The organism is Streptomyces sp. NPDC058664 (genome assembly GCF_042716635.1).
Lineage (GTDB): Bacteria > Actinomycetota > Actinomycetes > Streptomycetales > Streptomycetaceae > Streptomyces.
The window spans coordinates 300,270-320,897 of record NZ_JBHXRW010000001.1; the positions used below are offsets into that span (position 1 = coordinate 300,270).

General features: G+C 72.7%; 17 protein-coding genes. 12 read left to right on the top strand and 5 right to left on the bottom strand.

Going from position 1 to position 20,628, the window contains the following annotated elements:
• Window positions 1-85 precede the first annotated feature (85 nt).
• The 3 genes from ACFWUY_RS01315 to ACFWUY_RS01325 are packed head-to-tail and all read left to right on the top strand — an operon-like array spanning window position 86 to window position 2,722.
• Window positions 86-352, top strand: coding sequence for a hypothetical protein (locus ACFWUY_RS01315; protein WP_384100831.1), 267 nt, complete (start codon window positions 86-88; stop codon window positions 350-352).
• Window position 353: 1 nt separating this feature from the next.
• Complete coding sequence (malQ, locus tag ACFWUY_RS01320; protein WP_384100667.1) at window positions 354-2,474, top strand: 4-alpha-glucanotransferase; 2,121 nt, start codon at window positions 354-356, stop codon at window positions 2,472-2,474.
• A 20-nt stretch (window positions 2,475-2,494) separates the two neighbouring features.
• Window positions 2,495-2,722 carry a hypothetical protein gene (locus ACFWUY_RS01325; protein WP_384100669.1) on the top strand — a complete coding sequence of 76 codons (228 nt, stop codon included), beginning with the start codon at window positions 2,495-2,497 and terminating at the stop codon, window positions 2,720-2,722.
• Window positions 2,723-2,819: 97 nt separating this feature from the next.
• Here ACFWUY_RS01325 and ACFWUY_RS01330 read toward each other — a convergent pair whose 3' ends face one another.
• Window positions 2,820-3,326 (bottom strand): MarR family winged helix-turn-helix transcriptional regulator, encoded by a 507-nt coding sequence (locus ACFWUY_RS01330; RefSeq protein ID WP_384100670.1) that lies wholly within the window; start codon window positions 3,324-3,326, stop codon window positions 2,820-2,822.
• A gap of 168 nt (window positions 3,327-3,494) precedes the next feature.
• Here ACFWUY_RS01330 and ACFWUY_RS01335 point away from each other — a divergent pair, with 168 nt between their 5' ends.
• The 5 genes from ACFWUY_RS01335 (at window position 3,495) to ACFWUY_RS01355 (ending at window position 9,555) form a co-directional block, all read left to right on the top strand.
• On the top strand, window positions 3,495-4,460 hold the full coding sequence (locus tag ACFWUY_RS01335) for an EamA family transporter (RefSeq protein ID WP_384100672.1): 966 nt from the start codon (window positions 3,495-3,497) through the stop codon (window positions 4,458-4,460).
• Between the two features lie 5 nt (window positions 4,461-4,465).
• Entirely contained in the window at window positions 4,466-5,458 is a 993-nt protein-coding gene (locus ACFWUY_RS01340) for a DMT family transporter (protein ID WP_384100674.1), read from the top strand.
• Between the two features lie 10 nt (window positions 5,459-5,468).
• Entirely contained in the window at window positions 5,469-6,407 is a 939-nt protein-coding gene (locus tag ACFWUY_RS01345; RefSeq protein WP_384100676.1) for a LysR family transcriptional regulator, read from the top strand.
• 91 nt (window positions 6,408-6,498) lie between these two features.
• Window positions 6,499-7,623, top strand: a complete 1,125-nt coding sequence (alc, locus tag ACFWUY_RS01350) for an allantoicase (RefSeq protein WP_384100678.1) — start codon at window positions 6,499-6,501, stop codon at window positions 7,621-7,623.
• A 231-nt stretch (window positions 7,624-7,854) separates the two neighbouring features.
• Window positions 7,855-9,555, top strand: coding sequence for an FG-GAP-like repeat-containing protein (locus ACFWUY_RS01355; RefSeq protein WP_384100680.1), 1,701 nt, complete (start codon window positions 7,855-7,857; stop codon window positions 9,553-9,555).
• Between the two features lie 67 nt (window positions 9,556-9,622).
• On the opposite strand, the gene pepN is transcribed toward ACFWUY_RS01355, so the two are convergent.
• Both pepN and ACFWUY_RS01365 read right to left on the bottom strand, forming a co-directional pair.
• The gene (gene pepN, locus ACFWUY_RS01360) at window positions 9,623-12,199 is read right to left on the bottom strand and encodes an aminopeptidase N (protein ID WP_384100682.1); all 2,577 of its coding nucleotides are present in this window, start codon (window positions 12,197-12,199) and stop codon (window positions 9,623-9,625) included.
• Window positions 12,200-12,352: 153 nt separating this feature from the next.
• Entirely contained in the window at window positions 12,353-13,369 is a 1,017-nt protein-coding gene (locus ACFWUY_RS01365; protein WP_384100684.1) for an aspartate-semialdehyde dehydrogenase, read from the bottom strand.
• Between the two features lie 171 nt (window positions 13,370-13,540).
• On the opposite strand from ACFWUY_RS01365, the gene ACFWUY_RS01370 reads away from it, so the two are divergent.
• Entirely contained in the window at window positions 13,541-14,080 is a 540-nt protein-coding gene (locus ACFWUY_RS01370) for an RNA polymerase sigma factor (protein WP_384100686.1), read from the top strand.
• A 2-nt stretch (window positions 14,081-14,082) separates the two neighbouring features.
• On the top strand, window positions 14,083-14,859 hold the full coding sequence (locus tag ACFWUY_RS01375; protein ID WP_384100688.1) for a hypothetical protein: 777 nt from the start codon (window positions 14,083-14,085) through the stop codon (window positions 14,857-14,859).
• Between the two features lie 69 nt (window positions 14,860-14,928).
• Here ACFWUY_RS01375 and ACFWUY_RS01380 read toward each other — a convergent pair whose 3' ends face one another.
• Together ACFWUY_RS01380 and ACFWUY_RS01385 are read right to left on the bottom strand one after the other, a co-directional pair.
• On the bottom strand, window positions 14,929-18,252 hold the full coding sequence (locus tag ACFWUY_RS01380; RefSeq protein ID WP_384100690.1) for a S8 family serine peptidase: 3,324 nt from the start codon (window positions 18,250-18,252) through the stop codon (window positions 14,929-14,931).
• 199 nt (window positions 18,253-18,451) lie between these two features.
• Window positions 18,452-18,994: a CGNR zinc finger domain-containing protein gene (locus ACFWUY_RS01385; RefSeq protein ID WP_384100692.1), complete on the bottom strand. Its 543-nt coding sequence runs from the start codon at window positions 18,992-18,994 to the stop codon at window positions 18,452-18,454.
• Between the two features lie 132 nt (window positions 18,995-19,126).
• Here ACFWUY_RS01385 and ACFWUY_RS01390 point away from each other — a divergent pair, with 132 nt between their 5' ends.
• Both ACFWUY_RS01390 and ACFWUY_RS01395 read left to right on the top strand, forming a co-directional pair.
• Window positions 19,127-19,582 (top strand): VOC family protein, encoded by a 456-nt coding sequence (locus ACFWUY_RS01390; RefSeq protein WP_384100694.1) that lies wholly within the window; start codon window positions 19,127-19,129, stop codon window positions 19,580-19,582.
• Window positions 19,583-19,737: 155 nt separating this feature from the next.
• Window positions 19,738-20,619: a pyridoxamine 5'-phosphate oxidase family protein gene (locus ACFWUY_RS01395; RefSeq protein WP_384100696.1), complete on the top strand. Its 882-nt coding sequence runs from the start codon at window positions 19,738-19,740 to the stop codon at window positions 20,617-20,619.
• The last annotated feature ends 9 nt before the right edge of the window (window positions 20,620-20,628 follow it).

Consider the following 20,628-nt stretch of genomic DNA (forward strand, 5'->3'; position numbering starts at 1 on the left):
AATGCACGTGGCCGATGTGTCGCCTTTGCCCGGCGAGCCGTCGGCGAGGTGACGTCACTTCGCCACTTTCCGCCGGTAAAACGTGGTGCGGTGGGTAGGGCTCAGTCATTGCCCCTGGTCCCACCAGTCGAAACGAAACCGGGAGACCCCCGTGACCACGACCGCCCAGCACATCGGACGGATACGGCTGCCGCAGCAGCCGGCCGGCATCGGCGAACCGCTGACCAGCGAACCGCCGCTGCCCGACGCCGAGCCCCTCACCAGCGAACCGCCCCTGACCGAGGCGGCCCCCCTCACCAGCGAACCCACCGCCCCCGGCAGCGCGGGCGGCACGGAGTCCCCCGGAGTGTGAAGTGACCCTGGCCCGTCTCGCCGCCCGTCACGGCGTCGCCACCGCCTACAGCCCCTCCGAAGGTGTCACCGTGCCCGTGCCGGAGGCGACCGTGGTGGCCGTCCTCGGCGCCCTCGGCGTCGACGCCGCCACGCCGGAGGCGGTCACCGCCGCCCTCGCCGCGGCGGAACGGGCCGACCGGGAGCGCCTGCTGCCCCCGACGCTCGTCCGGCGGCGGGACGGGGAGCCCGTGCGCCCGCCGGACGGCCTGCCGGCCGGCACCCGGCTCCGGGTCACCACCGAGGACGGCGCCGTCGTCACTGGCCAGGACTGGGAGGGGCTGCCCCTCGGCGTCCACACGGTGGAGGCCGAGGCCCCCGACGGGCGTACGGCCACCGGCACCCTGATCGTGAGCCCCGCGCGCGTGCCCGGCCCCGGGCGGCGCTCGTACGGCCTCCTCGTCCAGCTCTACTCGCTGCTCTCCCAGCGCTCCTGGGGCATGGGCGACCTCGGGGACCTGCGGGAGCTCGCCACCTGGGCGGGCCGCACGCACGGCGCCGGTTTCGTCCAGGTCAACCCGCTCCACGCGGGCGTGCCCGGGGCGCCCAGCGACCCGTCCCCGTACCGCCCCTCCTCGCGACGCTTCCCCGACCCCGTCCACCTGCGGATCGAAGAGGTCCCCGAGTACGCCCTGATCGGCCCCGAGCGCCGCGAGGAGCTCGACCGGATCCTCGCCGAGGCGGCCGAGCTGCGCGAGCGGGTCCTCGGCAAGGGCGCGGTGATCGACCGGGACGCGGTCTGGGAGGTCAAGCGGCGGGCCCTCGAACTCGTCGTCGAGAGCGTGGAGCTGGGCCCCGGACGGCGCGCCGACTTCCACGACTTCCTCGCCGCGCGGGGCCGCGCCCTGGAGGACCACGCCACCTACCAGGCCCTCGCCGAGCGGTACGGCCACCACTGGCGCGACTGGCCCGAGGAGCTGCGCGACCCGCGCGCCGCCGAGACCGTCGTGAGCGACGACCCCGACCTGGCCGCCCGGGTCGACTTCCACTGCCGTCTCGCCTGGCTGACGGACCGGCAGCTGGCCGCCGCCGCGGCGGCCGCCCGCGAGGCCGGGATGGAGGTCGGGATCGTCCACGACCTGGCGGTCGGCGTCCACCCGGAGGGCTCGGACGCCTGGGCGCAGCAGGAGGCCTTCGCGGCCGGCATGTCGGTCGGCGCGCCGCCCGACGCCTTCAACTCCCGGGGCCAGGACTGGGGCCTGCCGCCGTGGCGCCCCGACGCCCTCGCCGCCGCGGGCTACGCCCCGTACCGGGGGCTCCTCCGGGAACTCCTGCGCCACGCGGGCGCGCTGCGCATCGACCATGTGATGGGCCTGTTCCGGCTCTGGTGGGTGCCGGAGGGGCGTGAGCCCACCGAGGGCACGTACGTCCGGTACGACGCGGAGGCGATGCTCGCGGTCCTCGTCCTCGAAGCCCATCGCGCGGGGGCCCTGGTGATCGGCGAGGACCTCGGCACGGTCGAACCCGGCGTGCGGGAGGAGCTGGCCGGGCGCGGGGTGTTCGGCACCTCCGTGCTCTGGTTCGAGCGGGACTGGGCGGGCACGGGCCGCCCGCTGCCGCAGGACGGGTGGCGCGCCGAGTGCGTGGCCACGGCCACCACCCACGACCTGCCGTCGACGGCCGCCCGGCTCTCCGGCGACCACGTCGTCCTGCGGCACCGCCTCGGCCTGCTCTCCGGCGACCTGGAGCGCGAGCGGGCGGGGGACGCGGCCGAGACCGCCGAGTGGCTCGGCCTGTTCCAGCGGCTCGGGCTGCTGCCGGAGGGCCCGGGTGACGAGGTGGCCGAGATCAGGGCCGTCCACCGGTTCCTGCTCGGCACCCCCGCCCGCATGGTGGGGGTGTGGCTGCCGGACGCGGTGGGGGACCGCAGACCGCAGAACCTGCCGGGCACCTGGGACCAGTACCCCAACTGGCGGCTGCCGCTCGCCGGCCCGGACGGGCAGCCGCTCACCCTGGAGCAGCTGGCCGCCTCGCCCCGCGCGCACGCGCTGCTGCGCGAGCTGCGCGCCCGTACGGCACTCCCGGAGGGCGACACGGGGGCCGCCGGCGCCCGTACGGCACCCCCGGGCGCGCGACCGGTTTAGGAGTTCGCTACGTTTGCACCGTGGACAAGAAGAACGCTCTGCGCGCCGGCTCGCTCGCGGCCGGTACGACGCTGATGATGCTGCTCATGTCGTCCCCCGCGCTCGCGCTCACCCGCGACGACGGCGACGACCCGGCCCCCAAGCTGGAGGTCGTCGAGACCCTCGGCCTGTTCGTGGCCGCACCGCTGGTGCTGTTCCTGGTGATCGCCGGTCTGGTGATGGTGCTCGACAAGTCCAAGAAGGCCTGACCGCCTCCTTCTCCTTCTTCGCCGAGGGCGCCGCACGGTACGACGTACCGTGCGGCGCCCTCGCGTGCGTCGGCGCTCCTCGCACGGCGGTGGCGCGTCACACCGTGGTGGCGAGGAGCTTGCGCAGCAGGCCGGCCAGCTGGTCGGCCTCCTCCTCGGTGAGCGCGGCCTCCAGGGCGGCCCGCTGCTCTCCCAGGCCGGCTCCGACGGCCTGGTCCACCAGCTCCTTGCCGCGTTCGCTGAGGGTGACCCGCAGTGCGCGCCGGTCGTTCGGGTCGGGGCTGCGGGTGAGCAGTCCGGCCTTCTCCAGCTTGTCGAGCCGGCCTGTCATCCCGCCGGTGGTGATCATCAGCGTGGCGGTCAGCTCGCGCGGTGAGAGCGTGTACGGCGCTCCGGACCTGCGCAGCGTCGCGAGCACGTCGAACTCCCCGAGCGCCATGCCGTAGGGCGCGTACGCCTTGTCCACCCTGCCGCGCATGGCGTTGGCGAGCCGGTAGATCCGCCCGAAGACCGCCATGGGGACGGTGTCCAGGTCCGGGCGGACGGCCGCCCACTGGTCGGTGATGGCGTCGACGGCGTCGTGTCCGGGGGGCTGCGTCTTCATGGCCCCAGTGTTCCCCTCCCTCCTCTTCGATGGCAACTAAGCCACTTGCGACTAACCGACTTCCGACTAACCCACTTGCAAGTAAGTAGCTTAGTGGTAAGTTAATTAATGCCAAGCCAGTCCGGTGGTCCGCATCGGCCGCCGCTCCACAGCAGGGGGGAACCCGTCATGTCCCGCAAGGCCGCCGTCGTCGCGCTCACCGCCCTCGCCCCGATCTCCTGGGGCTCCACCTACTTCGTCACCACGGAGTTCCTGCCGCCCGACCGGCCGCTCTTCACCGGTCTCATGCGGGCCCTGCCCGCCGGACTGCTGCTCCTGGCGCTCACCCGCAAGCTCCCCCGGGGCGCCTGGTGGTGGAAGTCCGCCGTCCTCGGCGCGCTCAACATCGGCGCCTTCTTCCCGCTGCTCTTCCTCGCCGCCTACCGGCTCCCCGGCGGTGTCGCCGCCGTCGTCGGCTCCGTCGGCCCGCTCTTCGTCGTCGGCCTCGCCGCCCTCTTCCTGGGCGACAGGCCCACCGTGAAGTCCCTGCTGACCGCCGTCGCCGCCGCCTTCGGCGTCAGTCTCGTGGTCCTCAAGGCCGGAGCCGCGCTCGACCTCGTCGGGGTGGCCGCCGGACTGCTCTCCGCCCTCTCGATGTCGATGGGTGTCGTCCTCACCAAGCGCTGGGGCCGCCCCGAGGGCGTCGGCGCCCTCGCGCTCACCGGCTGGCAGCTCACCGCGGGCGGTCTGGTCATCCTGCCGGTCGCCTTCCTGGTCGAGGGCGCCCCGCCCGCCCTCACCGGCACCCACCTGGCCGGTTACGCCTACCTCGCCCTCGGCAACACCGCGGTCTCGTACTTCCTCTGGTTCCGCGGCATCGAGCGGCTCAGCGCCTCCTCGGTCACCCTGCTCGGTCCGCTCTCGCCGATCACCGCCGCGATCATCGGCTGGGCGGCGCTCGGCCAGGCCCTCGGCCCGGTGCAGCTGCTCGGCATGGCGATCGCCTTCGGCGCCACCCTGGCGGGCCAGTTGAGCCCCCGTGCCTCCAAGGGGCCGAAGGCCGGCACGCAGGTCAACACCGAATCGTTCAGCACAACTGAACGGAATAGTCGGAAAGATTCGATGGACCTGGAGGTTTCGGGGGTGCGACGGTAGCCCGCATGAGCCTGATCGCCGCCCGCCACCCGACCGTCACCGAAACCCCTGGCACCGAAACCCCTGCCACCGAAACCCTTGCCACCGAGAGGCCGGCGCCCGCGAGGAAGCTCGCACGGGGCGCCGGCCTCGGCGTACTCCTCGCCCTGCTCGCCACCGCCGTCTGGTCCGGCAGCTTCGTCGCCACCCGGGACATGGCCGACACCGTCCCGCCCGTCCAGGCCGTCTTCTGGCGCTGGATCATCGCGCTGACCGCCGTCGCCCCGTTCGCCGCCCGCCCGTTCCTGCGCCAGTGGCGGACGATCCGCCGCCACCTCGGCTTCGTCACCCTCGCCTCGCTGTTCGGCGTCGCCCTCTACAACACCCTCGTCCACCAGGCCGGGCTGACCACCTCCGCCTCCAACATGGGCATGATCATGGCCGCCTCCCCGGTGATCATGGCGGTCTACGCCCGGCTCGGCGGCGAACGCCTCGGCGCCAGGCGGGTCCTCGGGATGCTGACCGCCGCCCTCGGAGTGCTCCTGCTCGTCGGAAAGGGCTCGCTCGCCGTGGAGTTCACCGCCGGCGACCTGTGGATGTTCGCCGCGGCCCTCTCCTTCGCCTCGTACAGCGCCCTGCTCAAGCGCAAGCCCGCCGAGATCGACGGACTCGCCTTCCTCTTCACCACCTTCCTGCTCGGCGCCCTGATGCTCGCCCCCGCCTACGCCGTCTCCCTCGCCGTCCAGGGCGGGTTTACCGTCGGCGCCGCGACCGTCGGCCCCCTGCTGTACGTCGGCGTCTTCTCCTCCGCCGTCGCCTTCTTCGCCTGGAACAAGGCGATCGCCCTCATCGGCGCGGCACGCGCGGGCGCCGTCTACTACCTCCAGCCCGTCTGCGTCGCCCTCCTGTCGTACGCGCTGCTCGGCGAGCGGCTCGGCCTCCTCGGGGGCGCCTGCATGGCGCTCATCCTCGGCGGGGTGGCGCCGGCCTCCGCGACCGGGACGCGAAAGGCCCGGTAGGTTGCGCCCCATGACCGAGTGGGACGTCAAGAAGCTCCAGATCCTCCGCACCCTCCGCGACCGCGGCACCGTCACCGCCACCGCCGAGGCCCTGCTCATGACCCCCTCGGCCGTGTCCCAGCAGCTCACCAACCTCGCCAAGCAGCTCGGCGTACGGCTCCTGGAGTCGCAGGGCCGCCGGGTCCGGCTCACCGACGCCGCCCATCTGGTGCTGCGGCACGCGGAGGTGGTCTTCGCGCAGCTGGAACGTGCCGACGCCGAGCTCGACGGCTATCTGCGGGGCGAGGCCGGACAGGTGCGGGTGGCGGCCTTCTCGACCTCCGTGCCCGCGCTCCTCGTGCCCGCCGTACGGCAGTTGCGGACCGCGCACCCCGGACTCGACGTCCGCGTCCGGGAGGCCGAGGCGGCGGAGGCGTACGAGCTGCTCTCGGCCGGCGAGGTCGATCTGGCCCTCTCGCTCGCCGCCCACGCGCCCTCCGCCCGCGACCCCAAGTTCAGCCGGGTGCCGCTGCTCGCCGATCCGCTCGACGTCGCCCTGCCCGCCGGGCACCCGTGCGCCGACGCCCCCGGGCTGCGGCTCGCGGACCTGGCGGCCGAGCCGTGGATCTTCGGCGGTTCAGGGCCCTGGTCGGAGATCACCACCGCCGCCTGCGAGGCCGCCGGATTCGTGCCGGAGCAGGCCCACAGCGCCTCCGGCTGGACGACGATCCTCGCCATGGTCGAGGCCGGGATGGGGATCGCCCTGGTGCCCCGGATGGCCTCGGCGGAACGCCGGGGCGGCGCCGGGGTCGTCATGCGCGTCCTCTCCGCCGACCAGCCGCGCCGCCATGTCGTCGCGGCGGTGCGGCGCGGGGCGGAGGAAGGTCCCGCGGTGGCCCGGGTGCTCGCCGCGCTGAGGCAGGCGGCCGCGGCCAGGGAAACCTTCCCGACTCCTTCGACCTTTCAGTGAACCCGCCCCCCTCGACCTTTCAGCAGAACTGAAAAGGACCGTCGAAAACATTCGATGGACCGGGGACCGGCGGGGGAGGAGAGTCGGGGACATGAGCAGCCTCGACGCGCACCAGGACCCGCACGCCAACGACGCCGCCCCCTACTCCGGCGGAGACCCGTACGCCGACTACCGCACCGGTGACTTCCCCTTCACCGAGCTCGTCGACCTCGCCGACCGCCGCCTCGGCGCCGGCGTCGTCGCCGCCAACGACGAGTTCTTCGCCGAGCGGGAGAACCTCCTCGTCCGCGAGCGGGCCGTCTTCGACCCGGAGCACTTCGGCCACAAGGGCAAGATCATGGACGGCTGGGAGACCCGCCGCCGCCGTGGCGCCGACGCGGAGAACGTCTTCCCCGCCCCCGAGGACCACGACTGGGCGATCGTCCGGCTCGGCGCCCCCGGCGTCATCCGGGGGATCGTCGTCGACACCGCCCACTTCCGGGGCAACTACCCGCAGCGGGTGAGCATCCAGGCCACCTCCGTGGAGGGCACGCCCGGTCCCGAGGAACTGCTCGACGCCAAGTGGGAGGAGCTCGTCCCGCCGACCCCCGTCCGCGGCCACGCCGCCAACGGCTTCACGATCACCGCCGAGCGCCGCTTCACCCACCTCCGGCTCTGCCAGCACCCCGACGGCGGCATCGCCCGCCTCCGCGTCCACGGCGAGGTCGTGCCCGACCCCGAGTGGCTGGAGCTGCTCGGCACCCTCGACCTGATCTCCGTACTCAACGGAGGGTCGTACGAGGACGCCTCGGACAAGTTCTACTCCTCGCCCACCCAGATCATCCTGCCCGGCACCTCCCGCAAGATGGACGACGGCTGGGAGAACCGCCGCCGCCGGGTGCGCGGCACCAACGACTGGGTGCGCTTCCGGCTCGCCGCGCAGGGCGCCGTCCGCGCCGTCGAGATCGACACCGCCTACCTCAAGGGCAACTCGGCCGGCTGGATCGCCCTCCAGGGCCGCAACGGCGAGTCGGGCGAATGGTTCGAGATCATCCCCCGGACCAAGCTCCAGCCCGACACCCTCCACCGCTTCAAACTGCCCGCCCGGGCCGTCGTCACCCACGTCCGCCTCGACGCCTTCCCCGACGGCGGCGTCGCCCGGATGCGACTGCACGGCGCCCTCACGGAGCAGGGCGCGGCCGATCTGCGCGCCCGGTTCGCGCGGCTCGGCGGCTGACACCCCGAGAACCTCCGTCCGGCGGCAGCGGCAGCGCGCCGACGCCCGCCCGCCGGGCGGACTCCAGACGCGGCGAAGGGGCACCTCCGCGGGGGAGGGCGCCCCTTCGTCGTCGCGTCGAACGCCTGCGAAGATCATCCGGCTGGGCGCGACCATCGAGCATCTGGGGGACCGATGAAACGTTTCCGATCGGCGGTGAGTTCGGCGGTGAGCTCGGCAGCGAGAAGAGGCGTGGCCCGGTCGGCGGCCGCGCTCGCCCTCGCCGCGGCGCTGCTCTCCGGCCTCATGGCCCCGGCCTTCGCCGAGGACGTCGTCGACCCGGCCACCGCGCCGCCCGTCCGCGTGATCACGTACAACGTCTGCGGCGCGCACACCTGTCAGACCGACCTCGACCTGACGGCCTGGACGGCCGAGCTCGTCGAGCAGACTCTGGCCTGGAACACCGACGCCCTCATGCTCCAGGAGCTGTGCTTCGGCCAGTGGGCCGCCCTGCGCGGCGCCCTCCCCGGCTACAGCGGCGTGTGGACCTCCACCACGACCGACTCCGACTGCGCCAAGTGGTCCGCGACCGACACCCGGTTCGGCCTCGGCGTCTTCGTCAAGGCACCGGCCGTGGAGCGGTACACGGCGAACCTGACCGTGCCGACGAACGAGGAGGCCCGCTCGGTGCTCTGCGCGCGCGGCCCGGTCGACGGCCGCACCACGCTCGCCTGCACCACCCACCTCGCCCAGTACATCAAGCCGGACAACGGCTCCGCGCAGGTGATGGCGCACATCGACACCTGGGCCGCCGGAGCCCCGGTGATCCTCGGTACCGACCTCAACGCGGGCACGGAAGCGGTCTACGACCCCGCCCTGAACCCGATCCGCACCGGCACGCCCGGCACCGGACCGTTCGCCGAGGCCGACGAGAACGACCGCGACTTCTTCACCGAGCCGTGCCTCACGAGCGGCGCCACCTCCTGCCACACCGGTGAGCCGACCGTCGCGAGCGGCAGGAAGTTCGACCACGTCTTCCTCAGCGCGCGCGACTTCCACACCGTGCGGGCCGACGCCTTCGAACCCGAGTCGCCCGGCGTCAAGCCGCTCTCCGACCACAAGCTGCTCCGCGTCGCCGCCCGCCTGGGCTCCGGCGCCGACACCGATCTGACCGGCGACGGCCGCCCCGACCTCCTCGCGGTGAAGGACGACGGCAATCTGCGGCTGTACCCGGGCACGGGCGACGGCATCCTCGGCAGCCAGCGTCTGATCGGCACCGGCGGCTGGGCCGGCGCCGTCGTCAGTCACCGCGGCGACTGGACCGGCGACGGCCATCCGGACGTGCTGGCCCGCATCGGCGACGACCTGTGGGTCTATCCCAATACCGGCGGCGGCGAGCTCGGCCCGCGCGTCGCCATGGGCGGCCGACCCACCGGCTGGAGCGGTCTCACGCCGCTCGCGGCGGGCGATGTCGACGGCGACGGCCTGCCCGACGTCCTCGTCCGCAGCGTCACCGGCCTGTGGCTGCACCGCGGTGGTGGGCCCACGGCCGGGCAGCCCACCTTCGCGCCCAGGGCCGCCGTCCGGATCGGGTACGAGGAGTGGGCCGGCTACGACGTGCTGACGCCGGGCGACGTCAACGGCGACAAGAAGGCCGACGTGTGGGCCCGGGACCGCGCGACCGGTGAGATCGAGCAGTACCCGAGCCGGGGAACCCAGTACCTCGGCATCTCCCCGACCGTCCTCGGCGGCGCCGGAGCGGCGGCCGTCGCCGACCGCCGCCTGCTGCTGACGGCCGGCGACGCGAACGGCGACAAGGTCCCCGACCTGTGGTCGACCCGTACCGCGGGCACCGCGGAGAACCTGGAGTTCCTGCCGGGCACGTCCACCGGCTTCGCGCCCGCCGCGACCGTCGGCACCGGCGGCTGGCAGTGGATCGACTCCCTCGGCTGATCCCCCGCACACCGGAAGGGCCCCCGGACCATCGGTCCGGGGGCCCTTCCTCACCTCTCAGGCACGGTCAGGCCGCCGCCGCGTCCGCCGCCCGCGCCCTGAGCGCGCGCTCGACGCCCGCGCGGCACTCCGTCACCAGTCGCCGCAGCGCCGGGGCCGGGTCGTTCTCGGCGATCCACGCGTCCGTCGCGTCGAGCGTCTCCTGTGAGACCTGGAGCGTCGGGTACAGGCCGACCACGATCTGCTGGATCATCTCGTGGCTGCGGGTCTCCGAGACGCCCTTGATCGACGCGAAGTACTTCGCCGTGTACGGGGCGAGCAGCTCACGCTGGTCGGACTGCACGAAGCCGCCGATGACGGCCTCCTGCACGGCGTTCGCCAGCTTGTCGTCCTCGACGACCGAGGCCCAGGCCTCCGCCTTCGCGGCCTCGCTCGGACGGGCCGCGCGCGCGGTCGCCGCGTGCCGCTCGCCCGCCGCCGTGCGGTCGCGCTCGAGCTCGCCGGCGATCTCCGGCTCGTCGTAGACACCGGTCGCCGCGAGCCGCTGGACGAACGTCCAGCGCAGCTCGGTGTCGACGGCCAGACCCTCGATCGACTCGCGGCCCTCCAGGAGCGCGGCGAGCAGGTCGAGCTGCTGCGGCGTGCGGGCGGTCGCGGCGAAGGCGCGCGCCCACGCCAGCTGGTGGTCGCTGCCCGGCTCGGACGCCTGGAGGTGTGCGAGCGTCGCCTCGGTCCAGCGGGTCAGCCCGGCCTCCCGCCACTCCGGCGCCGCGTACAGGTCGAGGGCCGCCTTGACCTGGCCCTGGAGCGACTGGACCACGCCGATGTCGGTCTCCTTGGCGATACCGGAGAGCACGAGCTCCAGGTAGTCGCGGGTGGCCAGTTCGCCGTCGCGGGTCATGTCCCAGGCCGAGGCCCAGCACAGGGCGCGCGGCAGTGACTCGGCGAAGTCGCCGAGGTGCGCGGTGACGTTCTTCAGGGACACCTCGTCGAGGCGGACCTTCGCGTACGACAGGTCGTCGTCGTTGAGCAGGACGACCGCGGGGCGGGCCTTGCCCGCGAGCTGCGGTACGGCGGTCAGGCCGGCCGCCTCGACGTCGAGCTCGAGACGCTCGGTGCGGACCAGCTTGCCGGTCGCGTTCAGCTCGTAGAAGCCGATCGCGATCCGGTGCGGACGCAGGACGGCCTCGCCCTTGGCGCCGGCGGGCAGCGCGGGGGCCTCCTGCCGGACGGCGAAGGAGGTGATGACACCGTTCTCGTCGGTCTCGATCTCCGGGCGGAGGACGTTGATGCCGGCCGTCTCCAGCCACGCCTTCGACCAGGTCCTGAGGTCACGCCCGGAGGTCTCCTCCAGGGCGCCGAGCAGGTCGGACAGGCGCGTGTTGCCGAAGGCGTGCGCCTGGAAGTAGGCCTGCACGCCCTTGAAGAACTCGTCCTGGCCGACGTAGGCGACGAGCTGCTTCAGGACGCTCGCGCCCTTGGCGTACGTGATCCCGTCGAAGTTGACGAGCACGTCCTCCAGGTCGTTGATCTCGGCCATGATCGGGTGCGTCGACGGCAGCTGGTCCTGGCGGTAGGCCCAGGTCTTCTCCGCGTTGGCGAAGGTCGTCCAGGCGTTCGGCCAGCGGGTGCCCGCCACCGAGGCCTGGCAGGCGACGGAGGTGTAGGTGGCGAACGACTCGTTCAGCCACAGGTCGTTCCACCACTCCATGGTGACGAGGTCGCCGAACCACATGTGGGCGAGCTCGTGCAGGATCGTCTCGGCGCGCCGCTCGTACGCCGCGTCCGTCACCTTCGAGCGGAAGACGTACTGGTCGCGGATGGTGACCGCGCCCGCGTTCTCCATCGCGCCCGCGTTGAACTCCGGCACGAAGAGCTGGTCGTACTTCGCGAACGGGTAGTCGTACGCGAACTTCTCCTGGAACCAGTCGAAGCCCTGCCGCGTGACGTCGAAGATGTGGTCCGCGTCCAGGAACTCGGCGAGCGACGGACGGCAGTAGATGCCCAGCGGGACCGACTGCCCGTCCTTCTCGTACGTCGAGTGCACCGAGTGGTACGGGCCGACGATCAGCGCGGTGATGTACGTGGAGATCCGCGGGGTCGGCTCGAAGACCCAGATGTCGTCCTTCGGCGTCTCGGGCGTCGGCGAGTTGGAGATCACCGACCAGCCGCTCGGCGCCTTCACGGTGAACTGGAAGGTCGCCTTCAGGTCGGGCTGCTCGAACGAGGCGAAGACGCGGCGCGCGTCCGGGACCTCGAACTGCGTGTACAGATAGGCCTGGTCGTCGACCGGGTCGACGAAGCGGTGCAGGCCCTCACCAGTGTTGGTGTACGCGCAGTCGGCGACGACCTTCAGCTCGTTGCGGCCCTCGGCGAGATGGGCGAGCGCGATCCGCGAGTCGCGGAAGACGGCGGCGACGTCCAGCGACCGGCCGTTCAGGACGACCTCGTGGACGGCGGGCGCGACGAGGTCGATGAAGGTCGAGGCACCGGCCTCGGCGGAATCGAAGCGGACGGTGGTGACGGACCGGTAGGTGCCGCCCTCCTGCGCACCGGAGAGGTCGAGTTCGACCTCGTACGCGTCCACGGTCAGCAGCGCCGCCCGCTGCTGAGCCTCTTCACGGGTCAGGTTCGTGCCAGGCACCCGGTCAACTCCTCGGTTTCGTGACGTTTGGCCCATCCTTCCACGGGCCGCCTCAGTGGCGCACGGCACATTTCCGCAGCCTGCCCGAACGCCGGAGGGGCGGCACCCCGAACGGGTGCCGCCCCTCCGGGGAGTCGTACGGACCGGCCGGTCTCAGCCCTTGAGCTCGGCGGCGACCAGCTCCGCGATCTGCACGGCGTTCAGCGCCGCGCCCTTGCGCAGGTTGTCGTTGGAGAGGAAGAGCGCCAGACCGTTGTCGACGGTCTCGTCCACGCGGATGCGACCCACGTACGAGGCGTCCTTGCCGGCCGCCTGGAGCGGGGTCGGGATCTCGGAGAGCACGACGCCCTCGGCGTCCTTCAGCAGCTCGTAGGCGCGCTCGACGCTGATCGGACGCTCGAAGCGGACGTTCACCTGGAGGGAGTGACCGGAGAAGACCGGCACGCGCACACAGGTGCCGGAGACCTTGAGCCCGGGGATCTCCAGGATCTTGCGGGACTCGTTGCGGAGCTTCTGCTCCTCGTCGGTCTCGAAGGAGCCGTCGTCGACGATCGAGCCGGCCAGCGGGACCACGTTGAACGCGATCGGACGCTTGTAGACGGCGGGCTCGGGGAACTCGACGGCCTCGCCGTCGAACGCCAGCTGGTCGGCGGTCTCCGCCACGGCACACGCCTGGGTGCGCAGCTCGGCGACACCGGCCACGCCCGAGCCGGAGACGGCCTGGTAGGTGGTCGCGACGAGCGCGGTGAGGCCGGCCTCCTGGTGGAGCGGCTTGAGGACCGGCATGGCGGCCATCGTGGTGCAGTTCGGGTTGGCGATGATGCCCTTGGGGCGGTCCTTGATCGCGTGCGGGTTGACCTCGGAGACCACCAGCGGGACCTCGGGGTCGCGGCGCCAGGCGGAGGAGTTGTCGATCACGACGGCGCCCTGGGAGGCGACCTTCTCGGCGAGGGCCTTGGAGGTGGCGCCACCGGCGGAGAACAGGACGATGTCCAGACCCGTGTAGTCGGCGGTGGAGGCGTCCTCGACCGTGACGCCGTCCACGACGGTGCCGGCGGAACGGGCGGAGGCGAAGAGCCGCAGCTCGTCGAGGGGGAACTTCCGCTCGGCCAGGATGCTGCGCATGACTGTGCCGACCTGACCGGTGGCTCCGACGATTCCGACCTTCACGGGGACTCCTCCGTACGTATGTGCAGGGTGCTGCCGGTCCATGATGCGTATGTCCCGGGGCGCCTTGTCCAATCCATTGTCCACAGGTCGGGACGTGGGACCGGGGGCCGGATCGAACGTTTCGTGCCGCTTCCGCGTCACAGGGGGGGACGCGGAAGGGAAGGAGGCACGGTGGCGGTAGTGAGGAAGGCCCGGCGCCCGGCGGCGGACGATGCGGCGGACGATCCGCTGGACGCGGCCCTCGTGGACCGGGTGAGGGCGGTCCTGGCACTGGGCGGGGTGCCGCACGCGGAGCTCCAGGACGGCGTGCAGCAGGTGCGGCTGAAGCTCCTGGAGTCCCGGGCGAGGGGACGGGAGCCCCTGCGGTCCACCGCCGCCTGGTGCGCGGTGGTGGCCTCGAACATCGCGGTGGACTGGCACCGGGACCGGCGCCGCCGGGAGCGGCTCGACGAGCGGCTGACCGCGCTGCGGCCGTGGGGCACGGAGCAGCCGGGCGTCGAGGAGGCCCGGGTCCTGACGCTGTCGGTCGCGCAGGGGCTCGACGCGCTGCCCCTGCCGCAGCGGCAGGTCGTGGTGCTGCGCTTCTACGCCGATCTGCCGGTGGCCGAGATCGCGGAGGCGCTGGAGATCCCCGAGGGGACGGTCAAGAGCCGACTGCACGCCGCCGTGCGCGCGCTGCGCGCCCGGCTGCACACGGACGAGGTGGTGTGAGGGTGGAGAGGGACGAGCGGGACCCGGTACGGCTGGCGGTGTCCGACGGGCCGCTGCCCGAGTGGGCCGAGGGGGACCCCGACGTGCGGGCGGCGCTGGCCGACGTGGAGACCCTGCGCGAGCAGCTGGCCCTCATCGCCACGGCGGTGGCAGGACCCGCCCCCGAGGCGTCCCCGCCCCCGCCCGCGGCGCCGCGCCCCCGCCGCCGGCGTGCTCCGCGGCGGGTGCTCGCCGCGGTCGCGGCGGTGGCCGCGCTGGGCCTTCTGGGGACCGGAGGGGCGTACCTCGTGGCTCACAACGGGGAGCTGGACGGGGGAACAGAGGACGCGAAGCTCACCGCCGAGGGCTTGGTCGCGTGCGCCACGGACATCGCCGAGGGAACCGTGACCCGGGTCGAGCGGCTGGGCGGGGACCAGGGGGTCCGCGTCACCCTGAGCGTGGAGCGCAGGTACAAGAAGGAGGAGGCCGAGAAGGAGGGGGCCGAGAAGGAGGCCAGGACGGCGGGGACGGCGGCCGGCGAGCCCCGCCTCGTCTTCACGGCCGGGGACGTCCCCGCCGAGGAGTCCGCCGATCCCTACTTCCGGGTGGGCACGCGCATGCTCGTCATCGTCTCGCGGTTCCCCGGAGAGGGGCCGATCACCCACCGGGAGGGGGACCGCCCGCCCGGCGATCTCGGCGAGGACGTCGGAGCGGTGCGTGACGATCTGGAGTACGGGCGCGCATGGGTGGAGAAGGCGCTTCCGGGGTCCGCCGGAGTCGACTGCCCGCACCCCGGCTGACCGGCACGCGGGAGAACGGGAGAGGGGCGGACACCGGTTCCGGTGCCCGCCCCCCACTGTCTCGCGGTGTTACGGGGTGACGCTGCCGATCAGGACGCTGCCGGAGCCCGCGACGGTGCCGCGGGCGTTGAGCAGCTGGACCTCGCCGAAGAACTGGCGGCCCTCGGGGGCCGCGCCGGCGACCAGGACCTGGGCCGTGACCTTGGCGCTCGCACCGTGGGCCAGCGGGTAGGTCGTGGCGTCGTCGACCTGGACGCTGCCGAGCGCGGCGGAGTAGTACACGTCCTTGTAGTCGTAGGTCGTGCCGCCCTCGGCGTGGACCGCGTAGCCGTCGATGACGACGGTGTACGTGCCCGCGGCCGGCTTCAGGAGGGAGACGGACTCCTCCGAGTCGCCGTCCGCCGCCTGGCCGACCTGCTTGCCGTTCAGGAGGACGGTGAGGTCGAGGTCGGCGGCCTTGTCGGACGTGTTGCCGATCGCGATGTCGAGCCGCTCGACGCCCTCACCGACGGTGACGGTCTTCGTCTGCTGCTCGTGGTGCTGGATGGTCGGGGTCTCGGCCTTCTGCGAGCCCAGCGAGCCGCCCTTCAGCTTGCCGTCGATGCCGGCGAACTTGTTGGTGACGGTCCACTCGACGGCGGCCGGGGTGCCGACCTTCGCCTCGGCCACGGTCTGGACGGCCGGGTCGAAGTCGGCGCCGAGCACCTTGGCGTCCAGCGTGAACGGGTTGTCCAGGTCGGGCGAGGTGCGGCGCGACTCGACCTCGATCTCCCAGACGCCCGGCGTCGGGGCGGCGTACGAACGCAGGTCCGGACGGCAGGTGTTCGCCGGGTTGTAGTGCGGGTAGCACGCGGTGGACGCGGTGGACTCGATGGCCACGCCGTACGGGTGGATCGCGATGAACCGGGTCTGGCTCTTCTCCTTCAGACCGCCGATGGCGACCTCGAGGGTCTTGGCGCCCTCCGGCACGGTCACGAAGTACGACTTGTGGCTGTTGCGCTGGACGGTGCCGGCGGCGGAGAAGCCGTAGCCGGGCGCGACCAGGTCGCTCGCGACGACCGAGGTGGCGAGGATCTGCTTGTCCACGCCCTCGGTGCGCTCGTCGTCGGCCTCCAGGATCACGCTGTGCACACCGGCGGTGGTCGGCCGGGCCTGGACCTTGACGGTGACCGGCTTGTTCAGCGGCAGGTCGATCTCGTCGTCGCCGAGGATGCGGAAGGTGCCGTCGTTGTACTTGAGGTCCAGCTCGTGCTCGATGGCACGGTCCGGGCCGCTCGTGCGCGTGACGGTGACGTCGTAGACCTTCTTCTGGCCGACCTTGAGGCCGCCCTCACGGTCGTACACACCGGTGCCGGTGTGCGGGGCCGGGAAGATCGCGGTGTCGACCGGGGCCTCGACCTTGTAGTCGTGGGCGGTCGCGCCGTCCTTGATCGAGTCCCAGGCGTCGTTGATGTCGATCAGACCCGAGCCCTGCTCGTGCGCCTTGACACCGTAGATCGGCTTGGCGGTCGAGGTGAGCGCGGTGCGCAGGGTGAGCGGGGAGAGCGCGATGCCCTTCTGCTTCGCGGCGGAGAGCAGCAGCGCGCTCGCGCCCGCGACCTGCGGGGAGGACATCGAGGTGCCGTTGAGCATCCCGTAACCGGCGGGCAGCGCGTAGCCGGACTCGGCGACGCCGGCGCCGGCCAGCCAGGTCGGGATGGTGTTCACGGCCGAGCCCGGACCGGTGATGGTCGGGGTGAAGCCGCCGTCCTCACGCGGGCCGCGCGAGGAGAAGGGGAACATGGCGTACGACTTGGTGACGGCCGAGCCGTAGTTGGCGGCCCAGGTCGACTTCGAGATCGCCGCGCCGACCGAGACGACCTTGTCGGCCAGGCCGGGGTCGCCGATCGTGTTGATGCCGGGGCCGGAGTTGCCGGCCGAGATGATCAGCTGCACGCCGTACTGGTCGATCAGACGGGTGTAGAGGCGCGAGCGGACGTTGTCGCCGTCGTTCTGCGCGGGCAGACCGCCGATCGACATGTTGACGATGTCGACGCCGCGGTTGACGACGAGGTCCGTCATGCCCTCGGTGAGGGCGGTGTTGGTGCAGCCGCCGGTCCAGGTGCACGCGCGCGAGGAGACGATCTTCGCGCCGGGCGCCGCGCCGTTCATCCGGCCGCCGAAGAGGCCGTGGGCGGCGGTGATGCCGGCGACGTGGGTGCCGTGGGAGGACTCGACGAGGCCGACGTTGACGAAGTCGCGCTTCTGGCCGACCCAGGTCCCGCCCAGGGGGTCCATCGCGACGTCCTTGCGGATCTCGACGACGAACGGCGTCTTCTCGACGACCTCGGTGGCCGGGTCGTCGGTACCGAAGTAGCCGACCTGGTACCCGTCCTTGTACGGCTTCATCGGCGCGTTGTCCGTGAAGTCGTTGTTCTGGTCGGTGTCCACGCGGACGGTCCCGGCGGCCGGGTCGTACAGCATGCCGAAGACGTCGGTGGTGTCGCCGTCGCGGTTGATGTCACCGGCCGGGTCGCCGCCCGCGGTGATCGACTCGCTGAAGCGGCTCCACTGGTAGGAGCCCTCGGGCGCCTTCCAGCTCTGGGTGGCCGCGGTGAAGACGGGGCCCGTGACCGGGGTGATCTGGGCGCGCCAGGTGGCGTCGCCCTCGGTCAGCGGGTCGGTGGCGGTGACCCAGTCGACGATCTTGCGCTCGCCGGTGGTGGTCTTCCGCAGCGCCGGGTGGCCCAGGTCGACACCGGAGTCGAGGACGCCGATGGTCACGCCGCGGCCGTCGGCCCGCGGGTGGTCCTCGACGAACTCGACCGCGCCCGTCTCGTGGGACGGGTTGTACGGGTTCTTCGCCGGGGTGTTCCGGCTCGGGGCCGGGTACGTCGTGGTGACGGTCGTGCCCTCGACGGCGCCCGTCGTCGCGCCGGCGTCCGGGGTCGGGTCGTCCAGCTTGATCTCGGCCTGGAGGTCGATCGACTGGACGGAGGAGAGCTTCGCCGCGGCCTTGATGGCCGCCTCGGCCTTGGCGGTCGGCAGGGTCGCGCGGACGTAGCCGAGCGCGTCCTGCTGCTTGCCGACGGAGGCGCCCGCGACGGCGTCGAGCTGGTCGGCGACCTGCTCGGTGGCGCCGGGGGCGGTGGCGACGAGGATCGTGACGTTCCTGTCGCCGCTCACCTCGGCCTCGGTGAGGCGCTGGGCGTCGGTGGCACCGAGCTTGTCGGTCTCGTCGGAGGGCTTGGTCGCCTTCACCGGGGGAGTGGCCGCCGGGTCGTCGACGGCCAGGACCGGGGCGGCACCGGCCGCGACGAGCGCGGCGACGAGTCCTGCGGCGGCCGCGATGCGGGCTGCGCGTCTCCCGGAGGGCGAGCGCCCGGGTATGGAGCTCTGGGGGGTCATGTACATCCCTGGTTGTGAAAGAGAGGGTCCGGATTTCGGTACCGGATGACCGCTCAGCCTTTCGTAAACGACAGGGATTTGTGGAGGGTTGGCAGGTGGCGGAATGCGTCGATGGCGTACATCCGCCACTGCGGACGACACGCCATCAGGGATGAATCACCCTCAACCGGGGCGAGTGGGCGGGGTGTCACGAGTGGGCGGGGTGTCAGTTGTCCTTCGTGCGCGCGTAGTGGCGCGAGGCCTTGGCCCGGTTGCCGCAGGCCGCCATCGAGCACCAGCGGCGGGTGCCGTTCCGTGAGGTGTCGAAGAAGTGCAGGATGCAGGCCTCGTGGGCGCAGGCCCGGATGCGGTCGGGCGCGGCGCGGAGGAGGTCGAGGTAGTCGCGGGCGGCGGTCCAGCCGGGGCCCCGGGCCGGGTCGGCGAACTCGGCCCGCTCGCCGGGGCCCTCGGCGGTGAGCGTGGCCCGGATGCGGCCGTGGTCGAGGACGGCGTCGACGTGGGCGGTGGCGGCGGGGTCGCCGGGGTGGTCGACGAGCGCGGCGAGCGCGTCCCTGGCGGCGAGGGTGTGGCGCAGGGTGTCGGCGTCGGCGGCGAACCGCCCGTCGAGGCCGTTGGCGGCGAGCCAGACGGCGAGCCCCTCGACCCCGGTGAGCAGGTCCTGGCGGACGCCCTCCTCGTTCCAGCGGGTGTTGAGGAGGTCCAGGGAGACGGGCTCGCCGGTGAGCGGCCTGGGGTCGACGGCGGTCATGGCGGCACCCTCCTCGGTGAGCTAACCCCTCAAGGGTACGTGAGCGGTTGACGCCGCTCATTTCTAACCTCTAAAGTCAAATTAAGAGGTTAGCTCGAGAGGCTGGCCGACCATCCGAGGGAGAGCTACGCCATGACCGCGATCGGCACACTCGCCACCCACCACGTCGGCCTCAACGTCACCGACCTCGACCGCTCGCTCGCCTTCTACGGAGAGGTCCTCGGCTTCGAGACCCTCGGCACGGGTGCGGAGGGAGGCAGCCGCTTCGCCTTCCTCGGCCAGGACGGCCGCCTCGTCCTCACCCTCTGGCAGCAGGCCGACGACACCTACGCCCCCGGCCGGGCCGGCCTCCACCACCTCGCCTTCGAGGCCGAGTCCCTCGACCACGTCCGCGCCGCCGAGGCCGCGCTCACCGCCCGCGGCACCTCCTTCGCGTACGAGGGCGTCGTCGCCCACCGCGAGGGCGCGGCCTCCGGCGGCATCTTCTTCCACGACCCGGACGGCACCCGCCTGGAAATCTCGGTCCCGAAGGGCGCGGAAGGCGCGGAAGCCCCCTCGGAAACGGCCCCGGCCTGCGGTTTCTTCTAGCGGATCCGCCGGGTTGTGGGCAATCGTTCCGCAGGGCGTGGGGGTCCCCCCGGACGGAGTCCGGGGGAGGGTGGGCACAGCCATGAACGCGTCCCCGCGCCAGGGCCGCACCCGCACCCGCACCACCACGACCCCGCACCCCAGTGAGGCCCGCCATGGACCCGTACAACCCCGGCTCCCTCGCCGTCCAGAACCGCGTGGGCGTCCGCGACCTCGCAGAACACGTGGCCCGCTCCATCACCCCCGGCATCCGCCCCGTCGCCGCCGCCTTCCTGGAAGCCCAGCCGATGCTGATGATCGGCGCGGCGGACGGCGCGGGCCGCGTCTGGTCGAGCCTGCTCACCGGCGCGCCCGGCTTCGCCCGCGCCACCGGCCCGCACACCGTCTCCGTCGCCGGCGGCGTCCCCGCCCGCGACCCGCTCGCCGACGCGGTCACCCCCGCCGGCACGCCCGTCGGCACCATTGCCCTCGACCCCCGCACCCGCCGCCGCATGCGCCTCAACGGCACCGCCCGGCCCAGCGCGCGCGGCTTCACGATCGAAGCCGAACAGGTCTTCTCCAACTGCCCGAAGTACCTCCAGAAGAGAGAGTGGTACGGCTCCGATCCCGACCGCCCCGGGACCGGAACCGTCCGGCACGGCGAGGCGCTCACCCCCGCCCAGATGCGCCACGTCCGGGCGGCGGACACCTTCTTCATGGCCACCGCCGCTCCTGACGGCGTCGACGTCAGCCATCGCGGGGGGACCCCCGGGTTCGTCCGGGCCGACACGCCCAGGGAACTCGGCTGGCGCGACTACCCGGGCAACGCCATGTTCCTGACCCTGGGCAACCTGGAGGCCGACGGCCGCGCCGGTCTGCTCTTCCTCGACTGGGAGACCGGCACCACCCTCCAGCTCAGCGGCCGCGCGCACACGGAGTACGGGCCCGACGGCCGGTTCGTCCGCTTCCGTGTCGAGCGCACGGTCGAGACCCCGGCGGGCAGCCCCCTGCGCTGGTCGCCCCCGGAGTACTCCCCGGCCAATCCGACCGAGCCCTGATCCCCGTGG

Bases quoted from the DNA above. Each gene is read 5' to 3' on its own strand.
- ACFWUY_RS01385 (WP_384100692.1), bottom strand. From the start codon at position 18,994: ATGACCGCCGTCGACCCCAGGCCGCTCACCGGCGAGCCCGTCTCCCTG.
- ACFWUY_RS01335 (WP_384100672.1), top strand. From the start codon at position 3,495: ATGTCCCGCAAGGCCGCCGTCGTCGCGCTCACCGCCCTCGCCCCGATC.
- ACFWUY_RS01330 (WP_384100670.1), bottom strand. From the start codon at position 3,326: ATGAAGACGCAGCCCCCCGGACACGACGCCGTCGACGCCATCACCGAC.
- ACFWUY_RS01340 (WP_384100674.1), top strand. From the start codon at position 4,466: ATGAGCCTGATCGCCGCCCGCCACCCGACCGTCACCGAAACCCCTGGC.
- ACFWUY_RS01395 (WP_384100696.1), top strand. From the start codon at position 19,738: ATGGACCCGTACAACCCCGGCTCCCTCGCCGTCCAGAACCGCGTGGGC.
- alc (WP_384100678.1), top strand. From the start codon at position 6,499: ATGAGCAGCCTCGACGCGCACCAGGACCCGCACGCCAACGACGCCGCC.
- ACFWUY_RS01380 (WP_384100690.1), bottom strand. From the start codon at position 18,252: ATGTACATGACCCCCCAGAGCTCCATACCCGGGCGCTCGCCCTCCGGG.
- ACFWUY_RS01390 (WP_384100694.1), top strand. From the start codon at position 19,127: ATGACCGCGATCGGCACACTCGCCACCCACCACGTCGGCCTCAACGTC.
- ACFWUY_RS01345 (WP_384100676.1), top strand. From the start codon at position 5,469: ATGACCGAGTGGGACGTCAAGAAGCTCCAGATCCTCCGCACCCTCCGC.